The sequence below is a fragment of the Acinetobacter sp. ANC 5045 genome (assembly GCF_004331005.1).
Classification (GTDB): Bacteria; Pseudomonadota; Gammaproteobacteria; order Pseudomonadales; family Moraxellaceae; genus Acinetobacter; species Acinetobacter towneri.
Map to the genome: position 1 here is coordinate 273,728 of NZ_SJNS01000001.1, position 24,462 is coordinate 298,189.

A 24,462-nucleotide genomic window follows, 5' to 3' on the forward strand; every position below is an offset into this window, starting at 1 on the left:
CAAATCAACCGAATAGGAGATCTTATGGAAACCGCACTACTTGATAAGCAACAGTTGATGCAAAATGCCCAACAGAGTATGCAACGGCTTTTTAAAGATGAAGGCTATACCGATAAACAAAAACTTGCTCTAACTTGCCGTATCTTATTCGATCATGGTCATGATGCTGGGCTTGCTGGGCAAATCACCAGTCGTACCGAAAAAGGCAATACCTTTATTACCCAACGTTTCGGTTTAGGCTTTGATGAAATTACCGCAGCAAATCTGTTAGAAGTTGACCAAGACCTCAAGCCATTAAATGGCGAAGGCATGGCAAATCCAGCCAATCGTTTTCACACATGGATTTATAAAGAGCATCCTGAAGTGAATTGTATTATTCACACCCACCCAACGCATGTGGCTGCATTATCCATGCTTCGTGTGCCATTAATAGTCTCACATATGGATACTTGTGCTTTGTATGAAGATTGCTCTTTTGTAGAAGACTGGCCAGGTGTACCTGTTGGAAATGAGGAAGGAATTTTCATTTCAGCGGCTCTAGGTAAAAACCGTGCTGTTTTACTTTCTCATCATGGACAACTGGTCACGGGAAAAACGATTGAAGAAGCCTGTAATCTAGCAATCCTGATTGAACGTGCAGCACGTTTACAGCTTTTGGCAATGGCAGCAGGACAAATTCAACAAATTCCACATGAACTTGCCAAAGAAGCCCATGACTGGGTTTCAACAGATAAACGTAATAAGGTCAATTTTGCCTATTACGCTCGTAAGGCTTTAAAAAATCATTTAGATTGCATTGAGGGATAATCACCATGAAATTAGAAGGCATCATTGCTTACCCAATAACTCCCTTTAAAGCTGAGAGTCAGGAAATCGATTTCGATGCCCTAACCATTACCCTAAATGCTCTACTGGAACATCAATGTGATGCGATTGCACCTTTAGGTAGTGCTGGTGAAAGTGCTTATCTGTCTTGGCAGGAATGGCAACAGGTTGCCGAAAAAAGTATTGAAGTGGTCAATCATCGTGTACCTGTAATTTTAGGGATTTCCGAACTCACCACCACAATGGCAATTCAGAAAGCAGAAAAGGCTGAAGAATTGGGTGCAGATGTGATCATGGTCATGCCAATTTCGTATTGGAAACTGACAGATCAAGAAATTTATGATTATTATCAGCAAATTGCAGCAGCCACCAAACTGCCAATTATGATTTATAACAATCCTGCCACCAGTGGCGTAGATATGTCACCAGAATTAATTGCCAAGATGTTTCAAGAAATTGAGAATATTTGTATGGTCAAAGATAGTACAGGTGATATTCAACGTATGCATAAATTCCATGAACTTACAGAAGGTAGACTACCATTTTATAATGGCTGTAATCCGTTGGCATTAGAGGCATTTTGTGCAGGTGCAAGTGGTTGGTGTACAGTTGCCCCAAATCTGTTAGGTAAATTGCCAAACCAGTTGTATCAGGCAGCAAAAACTGGTGATCTTGCCCAAGCTCAAAGGCTATTTTACAAACAACTCCCATTGTTACGCTTTATTGTTCAGGGCGGTTTACCAAAAACGGTAAAAGCAGGTTTAAATGAATTGGGCTTTAATGTGGGTGATCCAAGAAAGCCCTTACAGAAGGCCAATCCATCTGAAGTGAACCAATTGAAGTCATTAATGAAACTGGCAATGGCAACTTAAATTGAGACAATATATTGCTACCTAGTCAAGATTTTTCCTTGTCTAGGTAGTAGTGATTCAAATTCATTTTGCAGGGAATGAAATGTATATTTTAACTGTTGCAACACAGTGGGCGATTGTATTTAGTGGTATTTTTCTATGGATTGGCATGCTTACAGGTGTCTGGAAATATTATCAGATTAGACACACTGAACGTGCAAGAGCACATTATTATATCTTGCCCATCATAGTAGTTTACTGTATGTAGCCGCAAGCTTAATCTTGGCAACACTCAGCCATTTTACCGTGTTATCCAATCCTGTAGCCTTACTTTGTGTACTAGCGAATTTGTTCTTTTTTTACCTTTGCCATTTTATCTTATATTCTGCATGGGCTGCTTCAAGATACTACCAATCAGTTTAAACAGCCTCACCAACTTGGATACTGGACACTTCCTAGCTGGTGCATGACCTTTATGATGGTGGCATTGATCATAGCGGAATTAAGTACAACAACTATTCTTCTAATAGGGACAATCTTCAAATTTTTAACCTAAAATGATTAACCTTGACCTCTATCTAACCTTAACATACTCTCCGCAACTCCATGTTCACCTCTAGCCTGTAACTCTTTAACAACTGAATTGAAGTCTCTCGAGTCTCGGTTCTGGCTCAATTTAGACTTAGCGATAATTCGGGAAATTGTTATTTCAAAAACAATAATCCCTGCTAGTTCTTCCATAAGATAGTCTATTGGAGCATCTGACATTTTCCAACCTGATGCACCATTTGCCTTTTGCTCACTTTGCTTGGTTAACATGCCAACAGCCGCCAGTTTGGTCTTATTACTGGTAAAAAAATTGATCTTACCGTAGATATGGATTGCCTGATAATTCCATGTTGGTACTTTTTTATGATCTACAAATTTACTTGGATAATAGTTTGCCGAAATATAAGCATCTGGTCCTTTAAAAATACATAAGACCTCCTCACTTTCAGCAATAAGACTTCTCATTTCATTGGTCATTGCAAGATGCCCCACTAGAATCTGATCATCTTTCATCACCAACGGAATATGGGAGGCGATTAGTCCTTGTGTTGTATTTGCAACAATACAGGCTAAAGGAAATTTTTGAACAAGATCATTAATTTCTGATGTTCGTGTTTCTTTAAAATCATTAGGAACAAACATTTATCCATTTCTCCTTTCATTAAATACAGCAAAAAAACGTCCTATGACAATATTTATTAATCTAAGACAATAAGATATTTCTGTCTAGCTTTAAAAGATCAAATAAAGATTTGCACTTTTATTTAAATTACAATATTGTCCTATGACAGAATTTATATGTCATAGTTTTAAAATGAGCCGATATAATACGCCACATAGTCTTGTTGAGTTACAAAAGAATATTCAAGAAATTCAGCAGCAGGTTGATGCAGTCTGCCAAAGAATAGGACGTAATCCAGAAGAAGTACGCTTATTGCCTGTGACCAAGACTTTACCTGCTGAACGAGTTGAACAAGCCTATCAGTTGGGTTTTCGTTGCTTTGGTGAAAACAGGGTATTAGAGGCCAAAGGAAAATATGAAGCCTTGCAGCATTTACCAATTCAATGGATATTAATTGGGCATCTACAAACTAATAAAGTGAAGTATGTAGCGAAGTTTATTGACGAATTTCATGCTTTAGACAGTATTAAACTTGCAGAAAAGCTGAACCATCGTTTAGCAGATGCACAGCGAATACTTCCTGTATTTATTCAAGTTAATACTTCCAATGAACAAAGTAAATTCGGAGTAAAACCAGAACAGGCCTTAGCTCTTATTGAACAATGTCAGCAATATCCACAATTAAAAATCATTGGCTTAATGACTCTTGCCATTCATAGCAAAGATCCTGTTGAAGTAAGACGCTGTTTCCGAACTTTACGTTTGTTACGTGATGACATCCAAAAAAATTATCCCAACATCAAACGTTTATCTATGGGTATGTCAGGTGATTTTGAGATTGCCATTGAAGAAGGTGCAACCGATATTCGGGTCGGACAGGCAATTTTTGGGGCAAGGGATTTGCCCGATAACTATTACTGGTCGGAGCAATAAACGATGAGCCAAAGTTATCAACTCACCATCTATCAACATGGCAAGCTCATGGGCAATTTTCAGACCAGCTCCTTGCAGCCGTTGAAAGACATGAAGACCTTAGTGGAATATTTACAACCCCATGATGATTTAAGTTTTGAACTTTATCAGGTCATTGAAGATACAAGATTTTTAATGCAAAAAGATGGTGCAATGCAATTACTGGGCAGCAAACATCTTTATCAACCTTGTTCTATGGATATTTTGAAAGAGCTAACCACATGAGTTATTTAATGCCGATTTATCAACCTTTGGCAATCGAATTCCAGCGTGGTGAGGGTTGTTATTTATGGGACATAGAGGATAAATGTTATTTCGATGCCATTTCAGGCGTTGGTGTCACATTGCTAGGACATGCCCATCCAGTGATTCATGCAGAGATCGTGGCACAGTCACAAACCTTTTTGCATCTTTCCAACCTGTTTAAGCATGGCTGGAATGAACGTCTGGCAGAAAAACTGGCAGAAATTACAGGCTTAACACAGGCATTCTTCTGTAACTCAGGGACAGAAGCCAATGAAGCTGCGATTAAAATCGCTCGTGCCTATGGTCATCAACGAGGTATACAACGACCTAAAATTATTGTGATGCAGAATGCCTTTCATGGTCGAACGCTTGGGGCGTTATCTGCAACAGCAAAACCAGCATATCGAGAGGCATTTGGGCCGTTATTGGATGGTTTTGAGTTTGTGCCTTTTCATGATTTGGCAGCGATTGAGCATTATCAGCATGATCCAGACGTAGTTGCTGTCTTACTTGAGCCAATTCAGGGTGAAGCAGGGGTTAATATTGCCTCACCCCTTTATTTGAGACAGTTAAGAAAATTATGCGACCAACAACAGTGGTTGCTGATCCTGGATGAAATCCAGTGTGGACTTGGACGTACAGGCACATGGTTTTTCTATCAACAGGCTGGAATCCGTCCTGACATTTTAACCATTGCCAAAGGCTTAGCGAATGGTGTTCCTATTGGGGCATGTCTAACACATGAAAAATTGGGGCATTTATTGCAATCAGGTTTACATGGTTCAACCTTTGGCGGGAATCCATTGGCATGTCGGGTTGCATATACCGTTCTGGATTTACTGGATAAGCAATATTTAGCAACCATTGCTGATAAGGGCTATAAGCTACTGGATTTATTACAGTCCAGATTAACAGGACTGCAAAACATTCAATCCGTACGTGGTGCAGGTCTAATGATTGGGATTGAACTCATTCATCCTGTTGCCAATATTCCTCAACTGGCAAGTGAAAAATTTGGGGTACTACTCAATGTGACACAAGGCAAAGTCATTCGCTTATTACCGCCCCTCATTATGACTGATGCCCAAGTCGAATATTTAGCCCAACAAATTGCGCTGTTATTAAAAGAATTAAGTCAGAATTATGTAGAGTCACAACCATGAAAATCATTTATGCAATTCAAAGTTTGGCATTTGAGGACTTGGGAAGTTTTGCTCCAGTCTTCAAGGATTTAGGCTATCAAATTCAATATTTACAGCTTGGTGTTGATGTACTGAATGAGGCATTGGCATCGAAACAACCTGTCATTGTATTAGGCGGTCCTATTGGCGTATATGAAACTGAAACTTATCCCTACTTAACAGATTTTATTGCAGCACTGACTCAACGTTTAAAAAAGAATTATCCAACTTTAGGCATTTTCTGTGGGTTTAAATATTCTGGCACTACAGTTCCATGCCGAAGTTGATCCACATACTTTTGAACGCTGGCTGATTGGACATACTGCTGAATTAAATCAGGCACAGGTTGATATTTTAACCTTACGCCAAGAGAATACATACTATGGCAAACCATTACAGGAAAAAGCCAGCCTGTTACTCCGTGACTGGTTCAGCAATTTAATCCCTGTATAACCCCCTGAGATAGAACTTTTTATGAACATTACAGGCAATACCGCTCAAGATATTCAGGATAATATCCGTACACTGATTAAAGAGGGACAGCTTCAAGAGGGCGACTTTTTACCGAGTGTACGGGAACTGGCTGAACAGCTCGGTGTTAATCGTAATACAGTTGCGGCTGCCTATAAGAATCTGGTTGCGATGGGGATTGTGATCTCCAGAGGACGTTTAGGGACACAGGTTAAATCCTATCAATCTTCACGTCTATTAGAAGGCTTTCAACCCCTGTTACAAGGAACTGTTGATTTAGCACATGGCAATCCAAAACGTGAATTGTTGCCTTCTCTCAAGCACATTAATTTAACTCATTTTAACTGTGCACTCTATGGGGAAACTATTTACCATCCTGAACTATTAAAAATCACGCAGGAAAAAATATTTGCCGATATTCCACAGACCTTTAGTATTGAATTTACTTATGGTGCAGTGGATGCCATCGAAAGGATTCTAGCTGCCTACTTGGTTTCATCAGATATGATTGCGGTAGAACAGCCTGGCTTTATCACCAGTATTTCTGCCATTGAACAACAACAGTTTAAAATGTATCCCTTTACAGTCAGTGAACAGGGTTTTGATCTCAATGAATTACTGCAAGCATTACAGGCAAATGTGCAAGCAGTGATTATTACGCCACGCTCGCAGAATCCGACAGGTTATAGTCTGGATACAGTACAGGCTGAAAAAATTTATAACATCCTTGAAGACTATCCACATGTACTGGTCATTGTCGATGATCATTTCTCATTATTAGCTCAGGCTCAATACCAGCATATTATTCCGCCCTCAACGAAGCACTGGGCAGTCATTCGTTCAGTATCGAAATATTTATCTCCTGATTTCCGTTTTGCATTTGTATGTTGCGACTCTGAAACTTCAGAAAAACTACACCTCAAGCTGAATGCGGGTTCAACATGGGTCAGCCATATTATTCAGGAAATGGTTTATCAACTATTCAGCTCAGAACAGTTCCCTGAAACACTACACACTGCCAAATCTTACTATCAACAACAAAATCAAAAATTTGTTCATTATTTACAAAAATTTAGCATCCCCTGTGCAACCCATTATGATGGGCTAAATATCTGGTTATCCCTCCCTTATGCAGATAAAACGACTCAAATTCTACGGCAGCGAGGCTGGTTAGTGCGTTCAGGACAAGACTTTAGAGTGAATCAGGATATATCAGCAATCAGAGTCAGCACCTCAGACATGACAGAAACACAGATGCAGGAATTTTGTCAGCAGCTACAACAAATTTATGAGGTGGTGGTTAATTTATAAAAAGGTTTTTACTCTTAAAGAATCTGGCAATAGTGTTCTTGTAGGGCATAGTTCCATTATTTCTGACAATACAATTTAAGTAAATCAATAATAGGGATGCAATATGATAAAGATTAGAAACTTTCCAGAAAATGCCCGAATTACCTTTCTCGGCTCTAAGCTGTCATTAAAAAGTAAACATGTATTCTTTTCCGAATTGGTTTGATACTCTCTCCACCCATTGCTCTATTTTATCAGCTGTCATGACTTGAAAATCTCGCCAATAATATTTCATCTGCTTCCATACCATCTCGATTCGATTTAACTCAGGGCTATAAGCTGGAATAAAATACAAATTCGTCGAAAAGTTACTTTTAAGTAGCTCTCTGTAATCAGCCATCTTTTTACTTCTATGAATCGAGGCATTATCAACAATAAGAACCAATGGAAGGTTATAAGTCTGTTTTACTTGTTGAGCTATTCCAGTTAAATAGGCATAAAACCAAGTGCTTGTAACTGACTCTTGTAAACAACTTGTCACCAGTTTCCCCGTTGAAAGCAAACACCCCATGACATTAACTCGTTTTAATCTTATTGCATCAACCGCATGAACATCACCTATCTTTGTCCATGCATAGCGGTTATCAGGTGTAGATGAAAACCCTGTTTCATCAACATAACCTAATATAATTTCACCACGTGCCGCTTGCTCTCGTAATTTTTCAATCTGCTGTGTTGCTTGTTCAAATGCAATCGGATCTCTTTTTTTTCAAGCTATGACGGGTACGCTTGAAGACCATACCTGAATCACGTAAAAACTTACGAATGGTTTCAACAGACACGGACACTTCGTATTCTTCATGTAGTTTGACTCGGATTTGTTCTGCATTGAGTGGACTTGTATTGACCCAATCTAGGATTTTCGCCTGATAGTCTGAGATCAATGTATTGGGCCGACCTGAGCGATGACCTTCTTTAATCGATTCAAACTCATACAATTCCCAACGTCGGCGTTGTAGCCTTATGGTTTCTGGGATACGTTCTTGTAGAGTGGCAACTTCCGCAACACTTTTACCTTCAGAAAGCCAGAGAATAGTTTGGGCACGTTGTCTTTCACGCCAATGTTTTGCATGCTTGGCCAGAAAAATGAGTCGTTCTCGCTGTTCTAAACTAAGTGGTACAGAAACAATTCGAGGCATGTGTGAACATCTGTTAACTAAAAAAACTTTTTCGCATGATTAGTTATTTTTGTCAACTTATCATGTACAAAAATCTGTTTCAAAGGAATGGGAAGCTATTGCTGTACCACATCAACAACAATTAGTTGACGATACTAGGAATTAAAAGTTTATCTTTCTTTTGTTTTTAAAAAATACATGCATCATCATACTGATCCACCCAATTTTTTAGTAATAAGATTGCTTTTGTTTCCTGAGGATAATTAACCTCTGCCAATATATTACCATCTCTAGGAAGTAAGATTTCAAAACCAGACTCCATTTCTAAAAGAGGTAAATCTAAATGTTGAATAAATTTCAAGAAAAAATTAAATCCTGAATCAATATTTTCTGCCCTGCTAATCCTGTCTAAGTTAGAACCAATTGTTTGAGATATTTTTGCGAAATAATTTATATCTGAGTGAATAATTAGATTTGCTTTATCTTTAACTAATTTTCTTGCGTCTATGATAATACTTTTACAACTTAAACCACATGAACTTAATATCCTATCAATTTCTTGAATTACTTCTTGTTTATTTTCAAATTTTTTCTTTTCCATTAGCTGTAACAAAACATAGAATAAAATTGGTCTTTCTAAAAACTTAAGACCATTTTTTAATGAAGCATTGAAATAAATATAATCATTTAACTGTTCTGTCGTAAACCCTTCTGAGGGCTTAAATAATTTATCTACAATATTACTATCATTAAATAAATCAAAATGTTTTTCTGTAAAGTTCAAACAGATATCTAGTAACACTCTAGCTATATCAAAAAGATCATCTAAATTTTCAATTCTAAAATGGTTTGCTATTAGATGAAAACAAGTTGAATATTCTGTTAAATAAATATTATAGATATAATCTAAACTATTTTGTTTGAACCTAGTCGCTAAAAAATTTCTTTGCGTTTCATCATCTTTAAGTAAACCAACGATATTCCCCATTGAATTAATATATTCATCAATTGTTGCTGAGCATTCAAGCAAACTCACCATAGAGAAAGGATGTCTAGCTAAAGATTCACCTTGAGCATTAAAATAACGTGCAAATAAAATTGGTCTGTCTGATACATTACCATATGAATCAAAAACTTTACCAATAGAAGGTATTAAGTCCCATTTTTTACTATCATCATCTTGCCAAAGTTGGTTGTAATAAGAAGGATATCTAATTTTTTTTTAGTTCATTTGCAAACTTTTTAATTTTATGAAAATGATATTCATCACCATTTTCCTGCTTAAATCTTTGTCTAAGTGCTTGGTCTAAATTATAAAAATACTCTATCCCATAAGTAGTATGGGTCATATCATAATAATGTCTATACTCATGAATAGCTGTAGAATAGGTCGTTAGCGACTCTTCAAAAGTCGCTAAGTCTTCTTTATTTCTCAACCCCATTAAGAAGCTTCTATCCTTAGCTTTTAAGGAAACTGTATAAGTTATAAAACCGAAGCTACCCAAGGCATCTGAGTCCTCAAGAATATAATTTTCATTTAATGCCATTTACCCCCTCCTAATTATCTTTATTGCTTACTACAGGCTTACGTTGCATAAACCCCAAAAACAACAAAACCCTGACAATGTCAGGGCTTTGTTGGTAATATTTGGCGGAAGCGGTGAGATTCGAACTCACGGAGGACTCACACCCTCGTCGGTTTTCAAGACCGGTGCATTAAACCGCTCTGCCACGCTTCCAATGGCGGCTATCATATAAAGAAAAATTCAGCTTGGCAAATATTTTCTAAAAATTATGATCCAAATGTTCAAAATAAAATCAAAAATCAGTCATTTTCTGCAATTTCAGGCTTTTCATAGCGTATCGAATTAATAAACCAGCTCTTTTTGCCTAACGGCGTCTGCACTTCCACCTCATCATCTACCTGTTTAGACAACAAAGCTCTAGCCATAGGTGAATCAATCGAAATATGTTGTGGATGATGATCATAAATTTCATCCACGCCCACAATTCTCAAGGTCTTTTGCTCGCCTTGTTCATTTTCAATTTCGACCCATGCGCCAAAATATACTTTACCCTCTTGTTCTGGTGCAAAATCGACAATACGCAGCTCTTCTAAACGCTTGCCCAAATAACGTACCCGACGGTCAATTTTACGCAAAAGCTGTTTGTTATATTGGTAATCTGCGTTTTCAGAGCGATCGCCGAGACTTGCCGCCCAGTTTACTTTTTTGGTGATTTCAGGGCGTTCTTCATGCCACAAATGCTGTAACTCTGCCACGAGTTTATCGTGTCCAGAACGTGTAATTAAGTTAGATTTCATGGTGTTTTTGCAGCCGTTTTTTTACATTTGGTTAACATCAATCCTATATTTTATTGCATTTTTATACACAATAAAAATTTATAAAATTTATTTCTCAATGAAATGAATATCTTATGTTACATTTTTCAAAAAATTTATGTACAAAATTTGACATCCAAAATTTTCATCTTTATTATTCGCACATCTTTTAGTTTTGATCACTTTTTAACCTGTGTATAAATTTTACACATTTTCCCTTTAATCCCAAGTCATTTTGAATGACGTCATGACTGCCCAACCCTTATTGAATTTATCAAACTTGAAAAAGTTTAAGGTGTGTTGCCTTTGCTTTTTAGGGCATAAATTACTTGTAGCGGAGCCAACATGCACAGTAGTTCAACGTCTGGGTCTAGGCTTAGCCTTCACTCATTTTTTAATCGCCTCCCATTCAAAGTCCTCGCTTTCAGTACTGTTCTTCTCCCATTCCACAGTATTAACGCAGGCAAAGCCGTTCATCAATTTGACAGCGTCGTCAATCAGAACAAATTGACCGTTGTGTCTGTGGAAAATCCAACCACAGTGTTTAAAGATGGACAACATTTACATGGCTTTGGTTATGACCTTGTGCGTAACTATGCCGACAGCATGAATGTGAAACTCGAATTTAAAACGGTAAGCGACAATGCGACCGCTTTAAAATGGGTGTCTTCTGGTAAAGCGAACTTTGCCATGACCACGTCGAGTATCCAAAGCATCGAAAAGCAGCAACTCACGGCATTTTCTGCCAGTTGTGGCGATTTAAATACTTTAAAGCGTAATGGTTTAAATAGTGAGCTGAACTGGGTGTTTAAACACGCAGATGATCCTCTTAGCCAAACCGCAAGCAACTTTGTTTGTCGTGGCAAGCAAAACGGCTCAATTACCCAATTGGCTTCATTTTATAATCGTAATGTGGTCAAACAAGAATCGTGGGATGTGATCCAGCGGGATTTGCGTAATCGTTTACCTTTATATAAGGCCAACTTTAAAAAGACTGCCACGCAGTACGATTTAGACTGGCATCTTTTGGCGGCAATTGGTTATCAGGAATCTTACCTCAAACCCAACTCGGTTTCGCCAACAGGTGTGCGCGGTATTATGATGCTGACCAATAATACAGCCAAAGCGATGGGCGTAAGCAACCGTACCGATCCTGCACAAAGTATTCAGGGTGGTGCTAAGTATTATGACCAAATGCTGAGCCGTTATGAGCATATTCCATTTCCTGATCGTAACTGGTATGCCCTAGTCGCTTATAACATGGGTCCTGGTGCAGTCAGTCAAATTCAGAAGCGTATTCGCTCACAAGGCAAAAACCCGAACAATTGGGTTAACCTATATGCGTATTTAGACCGTAACAAAGCGAGCAATGGTCGTTATCGTCAAGCAGTGCAATATGTGACTCGTATTCGCGCCTACCTTGAGCATATTAAGACCACACCGCAATTGGTGAATATCTAAAATTTACCTCGCGTGATTGAGTTGCAGTGTATATCAGCTGCAATTCAAACATGAATAATGCGCTGTTAAAGCTGCAGTGCATAAAAAAGCCTAGTTGATACTTCAGCTAGGCTTTTTTGTACTATAGCGGGAAATTCGCCTGCTACAGCGTAAATCGCTTGAATTAAGCAGATTGCTCAAGAATCTTCTTAAATAAGTCTTTTTGTTCTTGGCTTGGTTTTGCAGTTTGTAATGCCATTAATTGTGACATATCGCCCTGTACTTTGATTTTACCTGTCATAAAGGCTTGCATAGCAGCCGCCATGTCAAACTCTAGGAATACTTTACGTAAAGTTTCCGCATCCATATTTAATGTTGTTTTTGCGTTGTCCGCCAAACCTTTTTGGATTTTACCGCCATCTAAAGACAATTCTGTGTTGCCTGCAGCATCAGTCACCACTAAGTTAATTGCCAGATTTGCAAGTGCTGGAGGTAGGTTTAAATCACCAGCTTGAGCCGTTAAATTTTCTACAGTTGCAAACCAATCATCAGTTAAAAAAGCAGGCATGATTTTTCCTCAATATATTTGTGCATGTGTGTTGTCTATCCAGACACCATCATTATTAAGCTGTTTTGCTTGCTGATTGTTATAGCATGAACCTTTCGTGAAAGGCTAAGAAATTTTGTACGGGACGTTCAGTTTTTGTATTTTTAGTCGAAATGACGACTTTCTCAAATAAATCAAATTCATAAAAAAACACCAAGCTCTGGCTTGGTGTTGATTACATTTTAAAGGGATTGACAGGCTGTTATCGCTTAGTCTGCAGCGTAGCCTAAATTGACCATATTGATGCGTTTGTTTTGCTCTGCTGCGTTTTGTTCGGCCTGATCGGCAAAATCAAATACGCGCTGGCTGTCTAACGCTTCAAAGTCGAATAATTCACGGTCTGCCAACTGCGATGGCGATACATTCTGTAATGCGCCAAAAATACTGTGCAAACGCTTAGGATGTGCTTTATCCCACTCACGTAACATGTCGTTAATAATGGCACGCTGTAAGTTTTCCTGTGAACCACACAAGTTACACGGAATAATTGGGAATTTACGCATTTCTGCATATTTAATGATGTCTTTTTCTTCCACATAAGCTAGTGGACGAATCAGCATATTTTTCTTGTCTGATGACAACAACTTCGGTGGCATGGCTTTTAAGCTACCGCCATGGAACAAGTTTAAGAAAAAAGTCGCCAAAATATCATCACGGTGATGCCCAAGCGCCACTTTGGTTGCCCCTATTTCCTGCGCAAAGCCATACAAAGAACCACGACGCAAACGCGAACACACTGCACAGTAAGTTTTACCTTCAGGCGTTAAACGCTTGGTGATGCTATAGGTGTCTTTTTCTAATATGTAATATGGGATGTTATTTTCTTCTAAATAACGCGGCAATACATCTTCAGGGAAGCCTGGTTGCTTTTGGTCTAAGTTCACAGCCACCACATCAAAATTGATGGGTGCGATGCGCTTGAACTGCAACATAATGTCCAACAAGGTATAACTGTCTTTACCACCAGAAATACACACCATGACTTTATCGCCATCTTCAATCATGTTGAAGTCACGAATCGCATGCCCGACTTGACGACGCAGCTTTTTCAACAAACGATAATACGCAGAGCTGGTTGGAAGTTCTGGTTTGAAATTAAAGCCTTGATCGGACTCAACTGGTGAGAACATAGACGCGATTAACCCATGAAAAAAATTACCGCGCAATTTTAGCCGATTCAGACCAATCCCGCATCAAAAGAATGTAATTTCATCGCAATCTTCCTTTTCGTCAAAGAACTTAATTTCTGACTGCGCGTTCATTTCTGTTTACACACTTTATTTCTATCTGCGCAGATCGTTTTTTTCTGTGGCAAGTTTGAACCCTCAGGTTCACTTTTTCGCCAAGATGCTTATCTTTTGGACTTTTCCACAGTTTTCCACAAAAGCTGTGGATAACTTTGTGGATTTAAAACAACTTGACAACGCCTCTTGCCGTTATTCTAAGGCTTCTCTTTAAATTGATTACTTTTTGATCGATTTTATTTTAATTTAAAATCATACACTTAAGTGTGTCAAGCTGATCCAATTAAAAAAAAATAAATATTTTTTTTGATTACTCTGTCAGCAATTAAGCTTGATTTTTTTCGACACTACTGTAAATGAATTTGTACAAAGCCTTTTCATCTGTGAGATTTTTGTTAAACTCCTCATAACTGTTTGGGGACAGCTTTTAGTGTATTCACAGCATGAACAATAAAATTAATGCCTTTTTACTGTATATTTTGGGGACTGCCAGCATCATGCCTTTGGCAACGACAACGCACGCAGGTCAAATTTATATGTATAAGGACAGCAATGGCAGTACCTTGCTGACCAACCGTAAAAGTGCAGATCGTTCACTGACAAAAGTAAAAGTCACATATTATCCAGACAGCAATATTCACAGTTATCGCAACTGGGGCAATTCCGAAGCGTCGGTATTGCCAAGTTATAGCCGCAATAAAAACGCCTTTGACCACATTATTCAGCAAGCAGCACAACAACACGGTGTTTCAGAAGGTCTAATTAAAGCAGTGATGCATACCGAATCAGGTTTTAATGTCAACGCCCGCTCGCCTGTCGGTGCACAAGGTCTAATGCAGCTCATGCCTGCGACAGCACGACGTTTTAATGTCAGCAACGCTTATGACCCGCATGAAAACATTATGGCGGGTGCAAAATACTTGGCTTGGTTACTCAAACGCTTTAATGGCAACACCACTTTAGCTTTGGCGGGCTATAACGCAGGCGAAGGCAATGTTGCAAAATACGGCGGCGTACCGCCTTTTCGTGAAACACAGGATTATGTACGTCGTGTGACCAGTCGCTATAGCAACCTATATGCTAGCGGCGTTAGTGCAAGTTCTGGCAGTAACGCGATTACGGCAAATAACAATAGCAATACTCAGAGTCAAAATGCACAAGTGATTGCGCAGTCAGACAATTACACTGCCAGTAATCATCAAGTGGCGGCAAACAAACGTCCACAACGTCAAATTATTATGGCTGCCGATGGTCGCTTTACCGATGCACCTGCAGGTTCTTACGCGACAGGGAATGCCACGGCTTCGGCACGTATTTTTATTTCAGAATAAAAGCTACAGCACTTCATTTGAGCTTGCGTTGCCGCAAGCTCAAATGAAGTGCCGATTGCAGTATCAGCTCAAAATATTTTTAGTACAGTTTTATTATTTTTCTTGAATTTTTAATACATACACCGCATATTTACGGCATGGTTTATTAATAAATCAGATTACATTTTTAATATAAGAGGATTTACTCAATGATGCGGATTGGTTTGTTCTTGCTAACCAACCTCGCGGTACTGGTTGTAGCTGGCATAATTTTGTCACTCTTCGGTGTCGGTAGTTACCATGGCGCGGGTGGCTTAAACCTAGGCAACCTGTTGGTCATCTGTTTTGTCTTTGGTATGGTTGGCTCTTTAATTTCACTATTCATGTCTAAATGGATGGCGAAAAAAACAACTGGGACTGAATTAATTGACCCGAATGCCCCTCGTAACCAAGCTGAAGCGTGGTTATTAAATGAAGTTGCGCAATTGTCGCAACGTGCTGGTATCAAAATGCCAGAAGTGGGTATTTTCCCTTCTTACCAATCGAATGCTTTTGCAACAGGTTGGAATAAAAACGATGCTTTAGTCGCTGTATCTACAGGGCTGCTTGAGCGTATGAACAAAGATGAATTACGTGCAGTTTTGGCACACGAAATTGGTCACGTTGCCAATGGTGACATGGTGACCTTGGCACTGATTCAAGGTGTGGTCAACGCATTCGTCATGTTCTTTGCCCGTGTTGCAGGTGACTTCATTGACCGTAACGTATTTGGTCGTGAAGATGGCGAAGCACCAGGCTTGGCTTATTTTGCAATTACCATTGTACTGGATATCGTATTTGGTATTTTGGCCTCTTCAATCGTGATGTGGTTCTCGCGTCAACGTGAATACCGTGCCGATGAAGCAGGTGCACGTTTGGCAGGTAAGCAAGCCATGATTTCTGCATTATTACGTTTACAGGCAGAATCTGAAATGCCTGATGCAATGCCAAAAGAAATGAAAGCTTTTGCGATTTCTGCAGGTAAAGAAGAAGGTTTTAGCTTGGCAGCGTTATTCCAAACTCACCCAAGCATTGAACAACGTGTTGCAGCTTTACAGCAATTAAATTTACCTTAATACTGCTAGCAAGATATTGTAACAGCGACACCAAAAAGCTTCCTCAGGGAAGCTTTTTTCATGTCTGTAAATTAGATCTGCCAGATGGTTTTGTACTTTAAACAGGTTCATTTAAACAGCAAAACTTTGTGACCAGTGCCACAACCAACTTACACCGAGCCATGCTGCCCAAATAAAGAAAATAAGAAAAATCACACCAAGCAAATCAGGCAAATGTAGCCACAGCCATGCCACTACAGGATTACGCCAAAATGCTGACTGCTGCTGTTTACGTTCCAATCGCTCATGTAAAAAAGGATGTACCACATGATGCTCACTGTGAATCTGATATTCTTCACGGATATGCGTATGCACTACATCTAAAGCTTTACGGCTTGGACGAATAAATACATCAAATACTGTGCCGACAATTGGCACAAAACCAACTACTGCATCCATCACAGCAAGTTTAATCACGGGAGTGAGTTTGGTTTGTGGTACACCAATTTGTTTGGCTTTATAAATCGCATAACAGGTCAGTGCAAAACCTGCGACATCCCCCGCGACAGGTACAGTGCCTAATGCGGCATCTGCTCCCACGCCCTGCTTGGTAAATGGAATACGCACCACAGAATCCATCATATTGGCAAACTTGGCTAAATCGCGCTCTAAGCGAATCACCTCTTGCTGGCTAAGTTTTTTTGAAGATGCAGGTTCTGGCATAGAAAACGTATCGTTGGGTAAATGCAATCTACTTGAGAATAAAGCAGTTTTTTACTCAGGTCTGTTATGATTTTATAAACAGAATTTTGATCAATGCAAAAAGTTTAAGATGAGGTCTTGAATAAGTCATCATCACCGACAGTGTTTAAAGTAACAACTGTGAAGCAATAAATAAGTACACCACCACGCCCGTTGCATCACAAATCGAGGTTACCAAAGGCGCAGAGGCACTGGCAGGGTCTAGTTTCAGGCGATGCAAAATAAAAGGCAAACTCATGCCAATTAAACAGCCCATCAGCACAATGCCCAGCATACTCAGTGCCAATACCACAGACACCATCATATCGCCACGGTAATAGCCTAAAATTGAAACCGCAAAAGCCATAGTTCCACCCAAACATAGCGCCACCAAACTTTCACGTCCGAGTAAATGCAGCCAATCTTTAAATTGCACATCACCTGTAGCCAGTGCCCGTACCATTAAGGTCGCAGACTGAGAACCCGCATTACCACCACTACCGACCAAAAGCGGCAAGAAAAAAACCAGTACAATATGTGCTGCAATAATGTCTTCATAATGCGCAATGCCAATTCCAGACAATAAACTGCCAAATACCAAAATCACCAACCAAAACACACGTTTGCGATATAAAAATAAAATTGGCGCAGTTTTTATACTCATGCCAGGTGAAGACGCTACCGCACTGGATTTTAAAAAGTCTTCTGTAGTTTCTGCCTGTACCACGTCCATCGCATCATCATAGGTGACAATCCCCAGTAAATGCTGTGCATCATCTACAATCGGTAAGGCCAAAAAATCATAATGGCTGAGTTTTTGCGCGATACTTTCCTGATCTTCAGTCACCAAACCTGTGACCAAATCGGTGCACATCACATTTTTAATTTTTTGTTCAGGCGGGTTTTGAATAATTTCCCTTAAAGAAATAACCCCCAATAGTTTCATTAGTTCATCGACAATATAAATCAGGTACAAAGTTTCCCGATCTGTGGTCATTCTGCGCAATTCATCTATAGCTTGCTGCATGTTCAGTTCTGGCGAGAGCACCACGAAATCCGAACTCATAATCGCGCCCGCAGATTCTTCAGGATAGCGCGCTAAAGTCTGAATCTGTGCGCGTTTTTCTTCCGTAATGTGTAAGCTGACAAAACGCTGTAAATGCGGAGAAAGTAACTTAAATAAGTCGGTGCGGTCATCTGAATGCATGGCTGAAATCAGTTTGACCAATTGCTGCGGTGCAATCGCTTCGGCAATTTGAAGTTGTGAATGCAGTGGTAAAAATTCCATCACCAAGGCAGCACTGTCAATTTGTTCAATTAAACTCAGCTGTGCTTTCAGGCTTAAATACTGCATCAAGTCGGCTAAATCGGCAGGATTGATACTGTCGATCAGGCTGTGTACTGTGCTTGGCTGATGCAATTGTAAGGCTTGTTCTAACTGTTCAGCGTGCAGATTGGTCATTGCTCTCACCCACTCCATCATTCCAAAAACGTAAAATGAAGAATGGGCGCAGTGTCTCGGCCCAAACCAACCCTTAAAAAACCGAAAATCTGTAGATTTATGCAAGATTTTTAGCGTTTCATATCATAGCCTATAATTTTGCTAAGTGCCTAATAAAAAACATCTTTAGTTTATGGGTGATGAACGATTCACTTGAAATATAGAACGAACCAGCACATACATAAACGGAATAAAAACAAGCACTAAAATTGTGCCAAAAATAACTCCACCTAAAACACTCACCCCAATTTCCTGACGGCTTGCTGCACCTGCACCAAAGGCAAATACTAGCGGCAAAATACCTGCACCAAATGCCAATGAGGTCATTAAAATAGGTCTGAGCCGTAAGCTTGCACCTTCTAAAGCGGCTTGAATCACCTGTTTGCCTTGTTGCTGCGCAGCCGAAGCAAACTCCACAATTAAGATGGCATTTTTACATGACAAACCAATGGTGGTGAGCAAGGCAATTTGGAAATAAATATCGTTCGGGAAACCTGCCAAATAGCTGAAAATAATATTTCCACCAATCCCTAAAGGAATGGCGCTCATCACGGCTGTTGGAATACTCCAACTTTCATACAAGGCCGCAAGGCACAAGAAAATAAACCCGATGGAAACCAAATACAGTAACAAAGCCTGATTGCTAGACTGATTTTCTTCAAAAGACAACCCACTCCATGCCAAGTCAATGCCCTGCTGCTGTGCCACCATCTGTTCTAAATCACGCATCGCCTGCCCTGAGCTATATCCTTCGGCAGTATCGGCTTCCATTTGCACGGCGCTATACCCCATAAAACGATTGACGACTTCTGGTCCACCGCTCCAACTGAGTTGAGCAAACTGGCTAAAAGGTACCATTTGATTTTGCTGACTGCGTACCGACCATTGATTCAAATCTTCAGGTTTACCACGAAATTCGGCATCACCCTGCATAATCACACGTTTAATTCGACCACGGTCAATAAAGTCGTTGATATAACTACCGCCCCAAGCTGCCGCTAAGGTACTGTTAATAGCCGTTTGATTTAAACCTGCTGCCATCGCCTGTTTCTGATCAATCGTGACGTTTAACTCCGCTTTTTCAGGATTGGCACGTTGATCTAAATTTTTAAAGCTTTGATATTGAGCGGCTTGCTGCTGTAAATTTTGAAATTGCTGAATTAAAAAATCGCGTCCTGTACCATTCACATCGCGCATCCAGAACTCTAAGCCATCGGTTTGCCCCAAACCACGAACTGCTGCGGGCATGCCAATGGTAATTTGTGCATTGGGATGCTGTCGAAAATGCTGCATGGCACGTTCACGAATAGCTTGTGCGGTATGCTGTTGCCCTTGACGCTCATCCCAATGTTTTAGCGCAATAAAACCCTGCCCTAAATTCTGCCCTGTTCCCGAAAAATTACGTCCATAACGAATCATCACCAAATCGACATTATGGGCTTCATGCTGCATAAAGTATTCGCGTATGCTTTCGCCCACTTCACGACTTTTAGACAACGGCGCACCTTCCTGTAATTTAAATTGCACCGACAACATGCCCTGATCTTCATTCGGGATAAAACTGGTAGGTAGGGCACGGTAAAACAAAGCAAAAACCGTCAGTAAGCCTGCAAAAATAACCAGACACACCGCTTTATGCTGAATCGTCCAGCCTGATAATTTGAGATAGTGTTGTTTTAAGCGTTCCAGTTTTTGATTAAACCAGATGGCCCATTGGGCTGGTTGTGGATTGGGTTTTAAAATCAAGGCACACAAGGCAGGCGTTAAAATTAAGGCCACACCTAAAGACAGCACCATCGCAGTGACTAAGGTGATGGAAAACTGGCGATAAATCACCCCAGTCGAACCACCAAAAAATGCCATAGGAATAAATACTGCGGTCAAAACTAAGGTAATGCCGACCAAAGCACCGCTAATTTCCTGCATAGATGCGATAGATGCCTGTTTAGCCGAGAGCTGCTGTTCGTGCATTAAACGCTCGACGTTTTCGACCACGACAATCGCATCATCCACCAACAAACCAATCGCTAAAACCAAAGCGAATAAGGTCAGCGTGTTAATACTCATGTCAAACAGTTGTAACACGGCCATGGTGCCTAAAATCACTACAGGCACGGTTACGGTAGGAATGAGCGTCGCGCGCCAGTTTTGTAAAAACAAGAACATCACAATGACGACTAAAATTACCGCTTCAATTAAAGTTTTCACCACTTCTTTAATTGATTCCTGCACGAAAGGCGTGTTATCTCGTGGATAGACAATTTGGTAACCTTCGGGCAATTGTTGTTTTAAATGCTCAATTTGTTTTTGAATTAAGGCTGAAGTTTGTAACGCATTGGCACCAGACGATAAAGAAATCCCCATCCCTGCCGATGGAAAACCATTAATGGTATTAAAGCTTTGATAATTTTCTGCACCAAGTTCAATACGTGCCACATCTTTTAAATAAACAAAGCCACCTGCCTGATCTGCTTTTAAAATAATATTTTCAAATTCTTCTACCGTTTTTAAGCGTGAACCTGAGGTGACTTTGGCATTGAGATATTGTTCTTGTGCTGTGGGTAATTCACCAATTGCCCCTGCTGCAACTTGAGTATTTTGTGCCAATACCGCAGCACGTACATCACTTGGCATCAGCACATATTGTTTTAACTTTATCGGATTCAGCCAAATCCGCATTGCATATTGCGCACCAAAAACATCGACCTCACCCACACCTTCAATGCGTGCCAACTCTTGCTCTAAATGACTCATCATATAGTCAGACAATGCAATATTGCTGCTTTTGCCTGTGGCATCGTACAGCCCAATGACCATGTGGGTATCACCCAATGATTTAAAGACATTTACCCCCTGACGTTGCACATCTTCAGGTAAGCGGTTAATTGCGCCATTAATCGCATTTTGTACCTGGACTTGTGCGGTATCGGGGTTGGTACCATTTTCAAAGCTAATGCTGATGCGACTTCGTCCTGAAGAATCACTGCTAGAACTGAAATACAGTAAGTGATCTAAGCCTTTAATTTGCTGTTCCAAAACCTGTGTGACGCTTTCTTCAACAGTTTCTGCCGAAGCTCCTGTATACGTTGCGCTGACGGTGATACGAGGTGGTGCAATGTCTGGGTAGCGTTCTACAGGTAAATTTAATACTGAAAAAATCCCCAGTGCCATCACCACAATGGCGAGCACACCTGCAAAAATAGGACGTTCAATAAAAAATTTAGACAGCATAGAACAAGATCACTTTCTGGTGGCGATTGGGCTTAAACACGCAATATTTTTCTTCAAATTAACATAGGCGAGTGGATCTTCCGTGACTGAAAATCAAAAAATTATACTTTTTCACAAAAATATTGTTTTTTCTTCATTTTTTCTCACAGATTTAAGCCCTTAACCTCCTCATTTTAGGATATGCAGCGACTCAGCCATGTTTTTATACTTTGTCTATAAACAACGAGATGACAAGGAAATCATGATGAAAAAAACGTTAATTTGCTTAGCCTTAGCAGGTTTACTCAGTGCATGTGGCGGGTCAGACAATGATTCTGGTAGCAATCAGAATCCGCCACCGAGTTCAGCAACACAGATTGGTGTACTGACCGATGGCCCTGTAACTGGGGTTAAATATCTCAGAGCTTCGAGTTCAGGTGAAAGTATTGAAGGTATCACCAATGATAAAGGTGAGTTTGAATATGCTGAGGGTGATACTGTTCGCTTCTTTATTGGTGATGTGCAACTTGGTGAAGCCATTGAAGCTAAAGCACGTATTACCCCACTAGATTTGGCTGAAAGTGAAAATGCCCGTACCAACTTAATGGTATTTTTACAATCTTTAGATAGCGATGGCGACCATAGCAATGGAATTGAAATTACTGCAGACACTCAAACAGCCTTAACCGCTGTGAATATGAATTTCGAGCAAACACCCGCAGAGTTTTCAACTACGTTTGTCAATGAAGTGATCCCTAAAACCGATATCCCACTAGATCGAATCGTGACACCTGAAAAAGCTGCAGAAAACTTCCAAGCCACTTTCTATAAAGATATTGCAGGCACTTGGGAAATTGGGCGTACTGAAAGCACTGCTGTTATATTACATATTTTAGCAGACGGACGTTATGCGCTAGGTGAAGCAGATGTAGCTGATGAAACAGGGAAGTCTGGTATCGAAACAGGACGACTAAATTGGAATGCTTTAACTTCAGCGCTGAGCCCTGTGATCTCAGTAGATACTAATGGAGACTACGGGCTTTCACATCCAGACAATGATGGTCATTACCGCCTAAGTTATAACGGTACAGATTTAGTGCTGACTGATGTAGGAAGTAATAGCACCTATATTTTAACTAAAGTCAAACAATCATCAGGTTTAGTCGGCACTTGGCAATTTAATCAAACTCATTTATTTGCTTTCTTTGACACAGGATTCTATTTCTTGTTAGACACTGAAGGCGATGATGATTGCGCTAACCCAGGTATTGAATATGGCAAATATTCAATGACAGCCAATACACTTGCCGCAACAGAAGTGTTATATGACACCAACGATTGCGGTGGCTTACAAGACTCTTGGGATGGCAGTAAAGTGAATGCAACTTACAGCATCTCAGGAACAAGCCTAACCTTGCATCCGCAAGGCGAAGACTCTGTTACCCTACAACGTAGTAACTAAACATATTCAAAAGCTGCCTAAGCCAAACTTAGGCAGCTTTAACCAATATGCTCAAAATGAATGGTACAACCCATTAATAAATGCATAAGTTCAATTTGCGAGTTGCATTGGGTTTTTTCATAAATATTTTTAAAATAAGTGCGCACCGAACTGAGGGTAATCCCGCAATGTTCCGCAATTTCTTCTAACTTATAACCATTCAACAACAACTCACACAACTCAAACTCACGTTTAGATAATTGATAAGCTTGCTGCAAATAGGCTTTAGACAAGGCATAGTGCTGATGTTTATCGGTCAGAAATACCGCAATTTGATGTTGTCCTGCATTTTGATGCTGCATATTTTTTAATTTAGAACAAGGTACGATAGTCAGCATTAATTGTTGTCCTTTCGCATCTGACAAAGACAATACACCGCCTACATCTGCGTTTAATGCCGACTGTCCCAACAACGCTGAATGTAATAGTTGATCTAAACGACTTTGATCATAAGCATGGGTTTTTAATCGATTATACAAATCCAAATCTAAACATGAATCGTGTTCCAGCATGCTTTGAGCTAAAGGGTTTGAATAAGTCAAACTCAGCTGATGATCAAGCAAAATTACACCTGTTTTTAAATGATCGAGCACGCTATACAAACTTAAATTTTCTTGTTTAACCAAACTAAACTGACGATGGATTTGTAAAGCACGGCGTAAATGCACACCCAAATGCTTTAAAAAATCCAACTCTTTTTGTTGATACGGCGCTACATCTGGCGCACGGTGTAATCCCAAAACCGCCCAGCGATGTGAACCCTGATCGAGCAAAACAGCCGAGATATAACTAATTCCCGTCGGATTCAAACACCGTTCATAAAAGATATATTCATCACTTTCAGGGTTTTCCCCATAATGCGATAAATCCGAGCTCGCTACTTGGCCCACACCTAAATTTTCCCACAATACTCGGTGTAACTGCATGTCAATCACACGAATCCGCTCATCACGATAGGCATGCAAAGCTTCATCTGGAATATTGTGACTAAATAAAAAATCGTAACTTGGACTAAATTGATCTAAGGCAGTAAAAATGGCGGTTTTACTGTCTGTATATTGAACAATTTTTTCAATTACTTGCGGCCATAAATTCACATCTACAGCGGCATCATAAATACTGCCTATAATTTCGTGTTCTCGGTTATCCATTTTTATCCCCTTTATGCCTACTCCAATCTGCATTACATTTATTTAATCATTTGTTTTTCTTATTGTTCTAAAAAGAATAATGAGTTTTATTCACAAAAAAAAAAGAGTTTAGATACATATTACACATTTAATGTGTA

22 protein-coding genes, 1 tRNA gene and 2 pseudogenes are annotated in these 24,462 nt (G+C 39.8%); 12 read left to right on the top strand and 13 right to left on the bottom strand.

The genetic code is table 11. The features are described 5' to 3' along the window. The first annotated feature begins 24 nt into the window (after positions 1–24). The 3 genes and pseudogenes from E0H79_RS01400 to E0H79_RS01410 all read left to right on the top strand — a co-directional run bounded on the left by E0H79_RS01400 (position 25) and on the right by E0H79_RS01410 (position 2,232). The gene (locus E0H79_RS01400) at positions 25–807 is read left to right on the top strand and encodes an aldolase (RefSeq protein ID WP_004910147.1); all 783 of its coding nucleotides are present in this window, start codon (positions 25–27) and stop codon (positions 805–807) included. A 5-nt stretch (positions 808–812) separates the two neighbouring features. Further along, positions 813–1,697: a dihydrodipicolinate synthase family protein gene (locus E0H79_RS01405; protein WP_109426801.1), complete on the top strand. Its 885-nt coding sequence runs from the start codon at positions 813–815 to the stop codon at positions 1,695–1,697. Between the two features lie 82 nt (positions 1,698–1,779). Then, positions 1,780–2,232, top strand: a pseudogene (locus E0H79_RS01410) (hypothetical protein). 5 nt (positions 2,233–2,237) lie between these two features. Here the strand turns inward: E0H79_RS01410 and E0H79_RS01415 are convergent. After that, entirely contained in the window at positions 2,238–2,867 is a 630-nt protein-coding gene (locus E0H79_RS01415; protein WP_004910158.1) for an FMN-binding negative transcriptional regulator, read from the bottom strand. A 172-nt stretch (positions 2,868–3,039) separates the two neighbouring features. Here E0H79_RS01415 and E0H79_RS01420 point away from each other — a divergent pair, with 172 nt between their 5' ends. From E0H79_RS01420 to E0H79_RS01440, 5 genes and pseudogenes are all read left to right on the top strand, one after another. Further along, positions 3,040–3,780 carry a YggS family pyridoxal phosphate-dependent enzyme gene (locus tag E0H79_RS01420; protein WP_109426803.1) on the top strand — a complete coding sequence of 247 codons (741 nt, stop codon included), beginning with the start codon at positions 3,040–3,042 and terminating at the stop codon, positions 3,778–3,780. A 3-nt stretch (positions 3,781–3,783) separates the two neighbouring features. After that, positions 3,784–4,044 carry a hypothetical protein gene (locus E0H79_RS01425; RefSeq protein WP_004910162.1) on the top strand — a complete coding sequence of 87 codons (261 nt, stop codon included), beginning with the start codon at positions 3,784–3,786 and terminating at the stop codon, positions 4,042–4,044. Continuing rightward, positions 4,041–5,228 carry an aspartate aminotransferase family protein gene (locus E0H79_RS01430; RefSeq protein WP_109426804.1) on the top strand — a complete coding sequence of 396 codons (1,188 nt, stop codon included), beginning with the start codon at positions 4,041–4,043 and terminating at the stop codon, positions 5,226–5,228. The genes E0H79_RS01425 and E0H79_RS01430 overlap by 4 nt, the downstream gene beginning before the upstream one ends. Continuing rightward, positions 5,225–5,699: pseudogene (locus E0H79_RS01435) on the top strand (hypothetical protein). The gene E0H79_RS01430 and the pseudogene E0H79_RS01435 overlap by 4 nt, the downstream one beginning before the upstream one ends. Positions 5,700–5,720: 21 nt before the next feature. Beyond that, positions 5,721–7,028, top strand: a complete 1,308-nt coding sequence (locus E0H79_RS01440) for an aminotransferase class I/II-fold pyridoxal phosphate-dependent enzyme (RefSeq protein WP_109426805.1) — start codon at positions 5,721–5,723, stop codon at positions 7,026–7,028. A 166-nt stretch (positions 7,029–7,194) separates the two neighbouring features. Here the strand turns inward: E0H79_RS01440 and E0H79_RS01445 are convergent, their stop codons facing one another. From E0H79_RS01445 to greB, 6 genes are all read right to left on the bottom strand, one after another. Next, complete coding sequence (locus E0H79_RS01445; RefSeq protein WP_121533679.1) at positions 7,195–7,761, bottom strand: IS630 family transposase; 567 nt, start codon at positions 7,759–7,761, stop codon at positions 7,195–7,197. Continuing rightward, positions 7,751–8,206, bottom strand: a complete 456-nt coding sequence (locus E0H79_RS01450; protein ID WP_004973749.1) for a helix-turn-helix domain-containing protein — start codon at positions 8,204–8,206, stop codon at positions 7,751–7,753. Before E0H79_RS01450 ends, E0H79_RS01445 begins: the two co-directional genes overlap by 11 nt. A 166-nt stretch (positions 8,207–8,372) precedes the next feature. Next, on the bottom strand, positions 8,373–9,224 hold the full coding sequence (locus E0H79_RS15465) for a hypothetical protein (protein ID WP_228258754.1): 852 nt from the start codon (positions 9,222–9,224) through the stop codon (positions 8,373–8,375). A 172-nt stretch (positions 9,225–9,396) separates the two neighbouring features. Further along, entirely contained in the window at positions 9,397–9,732 is a 336-nt protein-coding gene (locus E0H79_RS15470) for a hypothetical protein (protein ID WP_228258755.1), read from the bottom strand. A 102-nt stretch (positions 9,733–9,834) separates the two neighbouring features. Next, positions 9,835–9,924: transfer RNA gene (locus E0H79_RS01460), tRNA-Ser, on the bottom strand. 86 nt (positions 9,925–10,010) lie between these two features. Next, positions 10,011–10,508, bottom strand: coding sequence for a transcription elongation factor GreB (gene greB / locus E0H79_RS01465; RefSeq protein WP_004972106.1), 498 nt, complete (start codon positions 10,506–10,508; stop codon positions 10,011–10,013). Between the two features lie 363 nt (positions 10,509–10,871). Between greB and E0H79_RS01470 the strand changes: the two genes are divergently transcribed. Beyond that, positions 10,872–11,987 (top strand): transglycosylase SLT domain-containing protein, encoded by a 1,116-nt coding sequence (locus E0H79_RS01470; RefSeq protein WP_004972108.1) that lies wholly within the window; start codon positions 10,872–10,874, stop codon positions 11,985–11,987. A 163-nt stretch (positions 11,988–12,150) separates the two neighbouring features. Here the strand turns inward: E0H79_RS01470 and E0H79_RS01475 are convergent, their stop codons facing one another. Together E0H79_RS01475 and ttcA are read right to left on the bottom strand one after the other, a co-directional pair. After that, positions 12,151–12,534, bottom strand: a complete 384-nt coding sequence (locus E0H79_RS01475) for an SCP2 sterol-binding domain-containing protein (protein ID WP_004972111.1) — start codon at positions 12,532–12,534, stop codon at positions 12,151–12,153. Between the two features lie 248 nt (positions 12,535–12,782). Then, the gene (gene ttcA, locus E0H79_RS01480) at positions 12,783–13,703 is read right to left on the bottom strand and encodes a tRNA 2-thiocytidine(32) synthetase TtcA (protein WP_104853169.1); all 921 of its coding nucleotides are present in this window, start codon (positions 13,701–13,703) and stop codon (positions 12,783–12,785) included. A 557-nt stretch (positions 13,704–14,260) separates the two neighbouring features. On the opposite strand from ttcA, the gene E0H79_RS01485 reads away from it, so the two are divergent. Together E0H79_RS01485 and htpX are read left to right on the top strand one after the other, a co-directional pair. Further along, positions 14,261–15,148, top strand: coding sequence for a lytic transglycosylase domain-containing protein (locus E0H79_RS01485; protein ID WP_004972115.1), 888 nt, complete (start codon positions 14,261–14,263; stop codon positions 15,146–15,148). A 188-nt stretch (positions 15,149–15,336) separates the two neighbouring features. Beyond that, positions 15,337–16,242, top strand: a complete 906-nt coding sequence (gene htpX / locus E0H79_RS01490) for a protease HtpX (RefSeq protein WP_004972117.1) — start codon at positions 15,337–15,339, stop codon at positions 16,240–16,242. A gap of 111 nt (positions 16,243–16,353) precedes the next feature. On the opposite strand, the gene E0H79_RS01495 is transcribed toward htpX, so the two are convergent. The 3 genes from E0H79_RS01495 to E0H79_RS01505 all read right to left on the bottom strand — a co-directional run bounded on the left by E0H79_RS01495 (position 16,354) and on the right by E0H79_RS01505 (position 21,694). Further along, positions 16,354–16,944: a DUF4112 domain-containing protein gene (locus tag E0H79_RS01495; protein ID WP_131260660.1), complete on the bottom strand. Its 591-nt coding sequence runs from the start codon at positions 16,942–16,944 to the stop codon at positions 16,354–16,356. 145 nt (positions 16,945–17,089) lie between these two features. After that, positions 17,090–18,424, bottom strand: coding sequence for a magnesium transporter (gene mgtE, locus E0H79_RS01500; RefSeq protein WP_075175071.1), 1,335 nt, complete (start codon positions 18,422–18,424; stop codon positions 17,090–17,092). Between the two features lie 165 nt (positions 18,425–18,589). After that, positions 18,590–21,694: a multidrug efflux RND transporter permease subunit gene (locus E0H79_RS01505; RefSeq protein WP_131260661.1), complete on the bottom strand. Its 3,105-nt coding sequence runs from the start codon at positions 21,692–21,694 to the stop codon at positions 18,590–18,592. A 244-nt stretch (positions 21,695–21,938) separates the two neighbouring features. On the opposite strand from E0H79_RS01505, the gene E0H79_RS01510 reads away from it, so the two are divergent. Continuing rightward, a complete protein-coding gene (locus E0H79_RS01510) occupies positions 21,939–23,135 on the top strand; it encodes a hypothetical protein (RefSeq protein WP_131260662.1) in 1,197 nt (398 codons plus the stop codon). A 38-nt stretch (positions 23,136–23,173) separates the two neighbouring features. On the opposite strand, the gene E0H79_RS01515 is transcribed toward E0H79_RS01510, so the two are convergent. Further along, positions 23,174–24,325: a helix-turn-helix domain-containing protein gene (locus E0H79_RS01515; RefSeq protein WP_004972128.1), complete on the bottom strand. Its 1,152-nt coding sequence runs from the start codon at positions 24,323–24,325 to the stop codon at positions 23,174–23,176. Positions 24,326–24,462 lie beyond the last annotated feature (137 nt).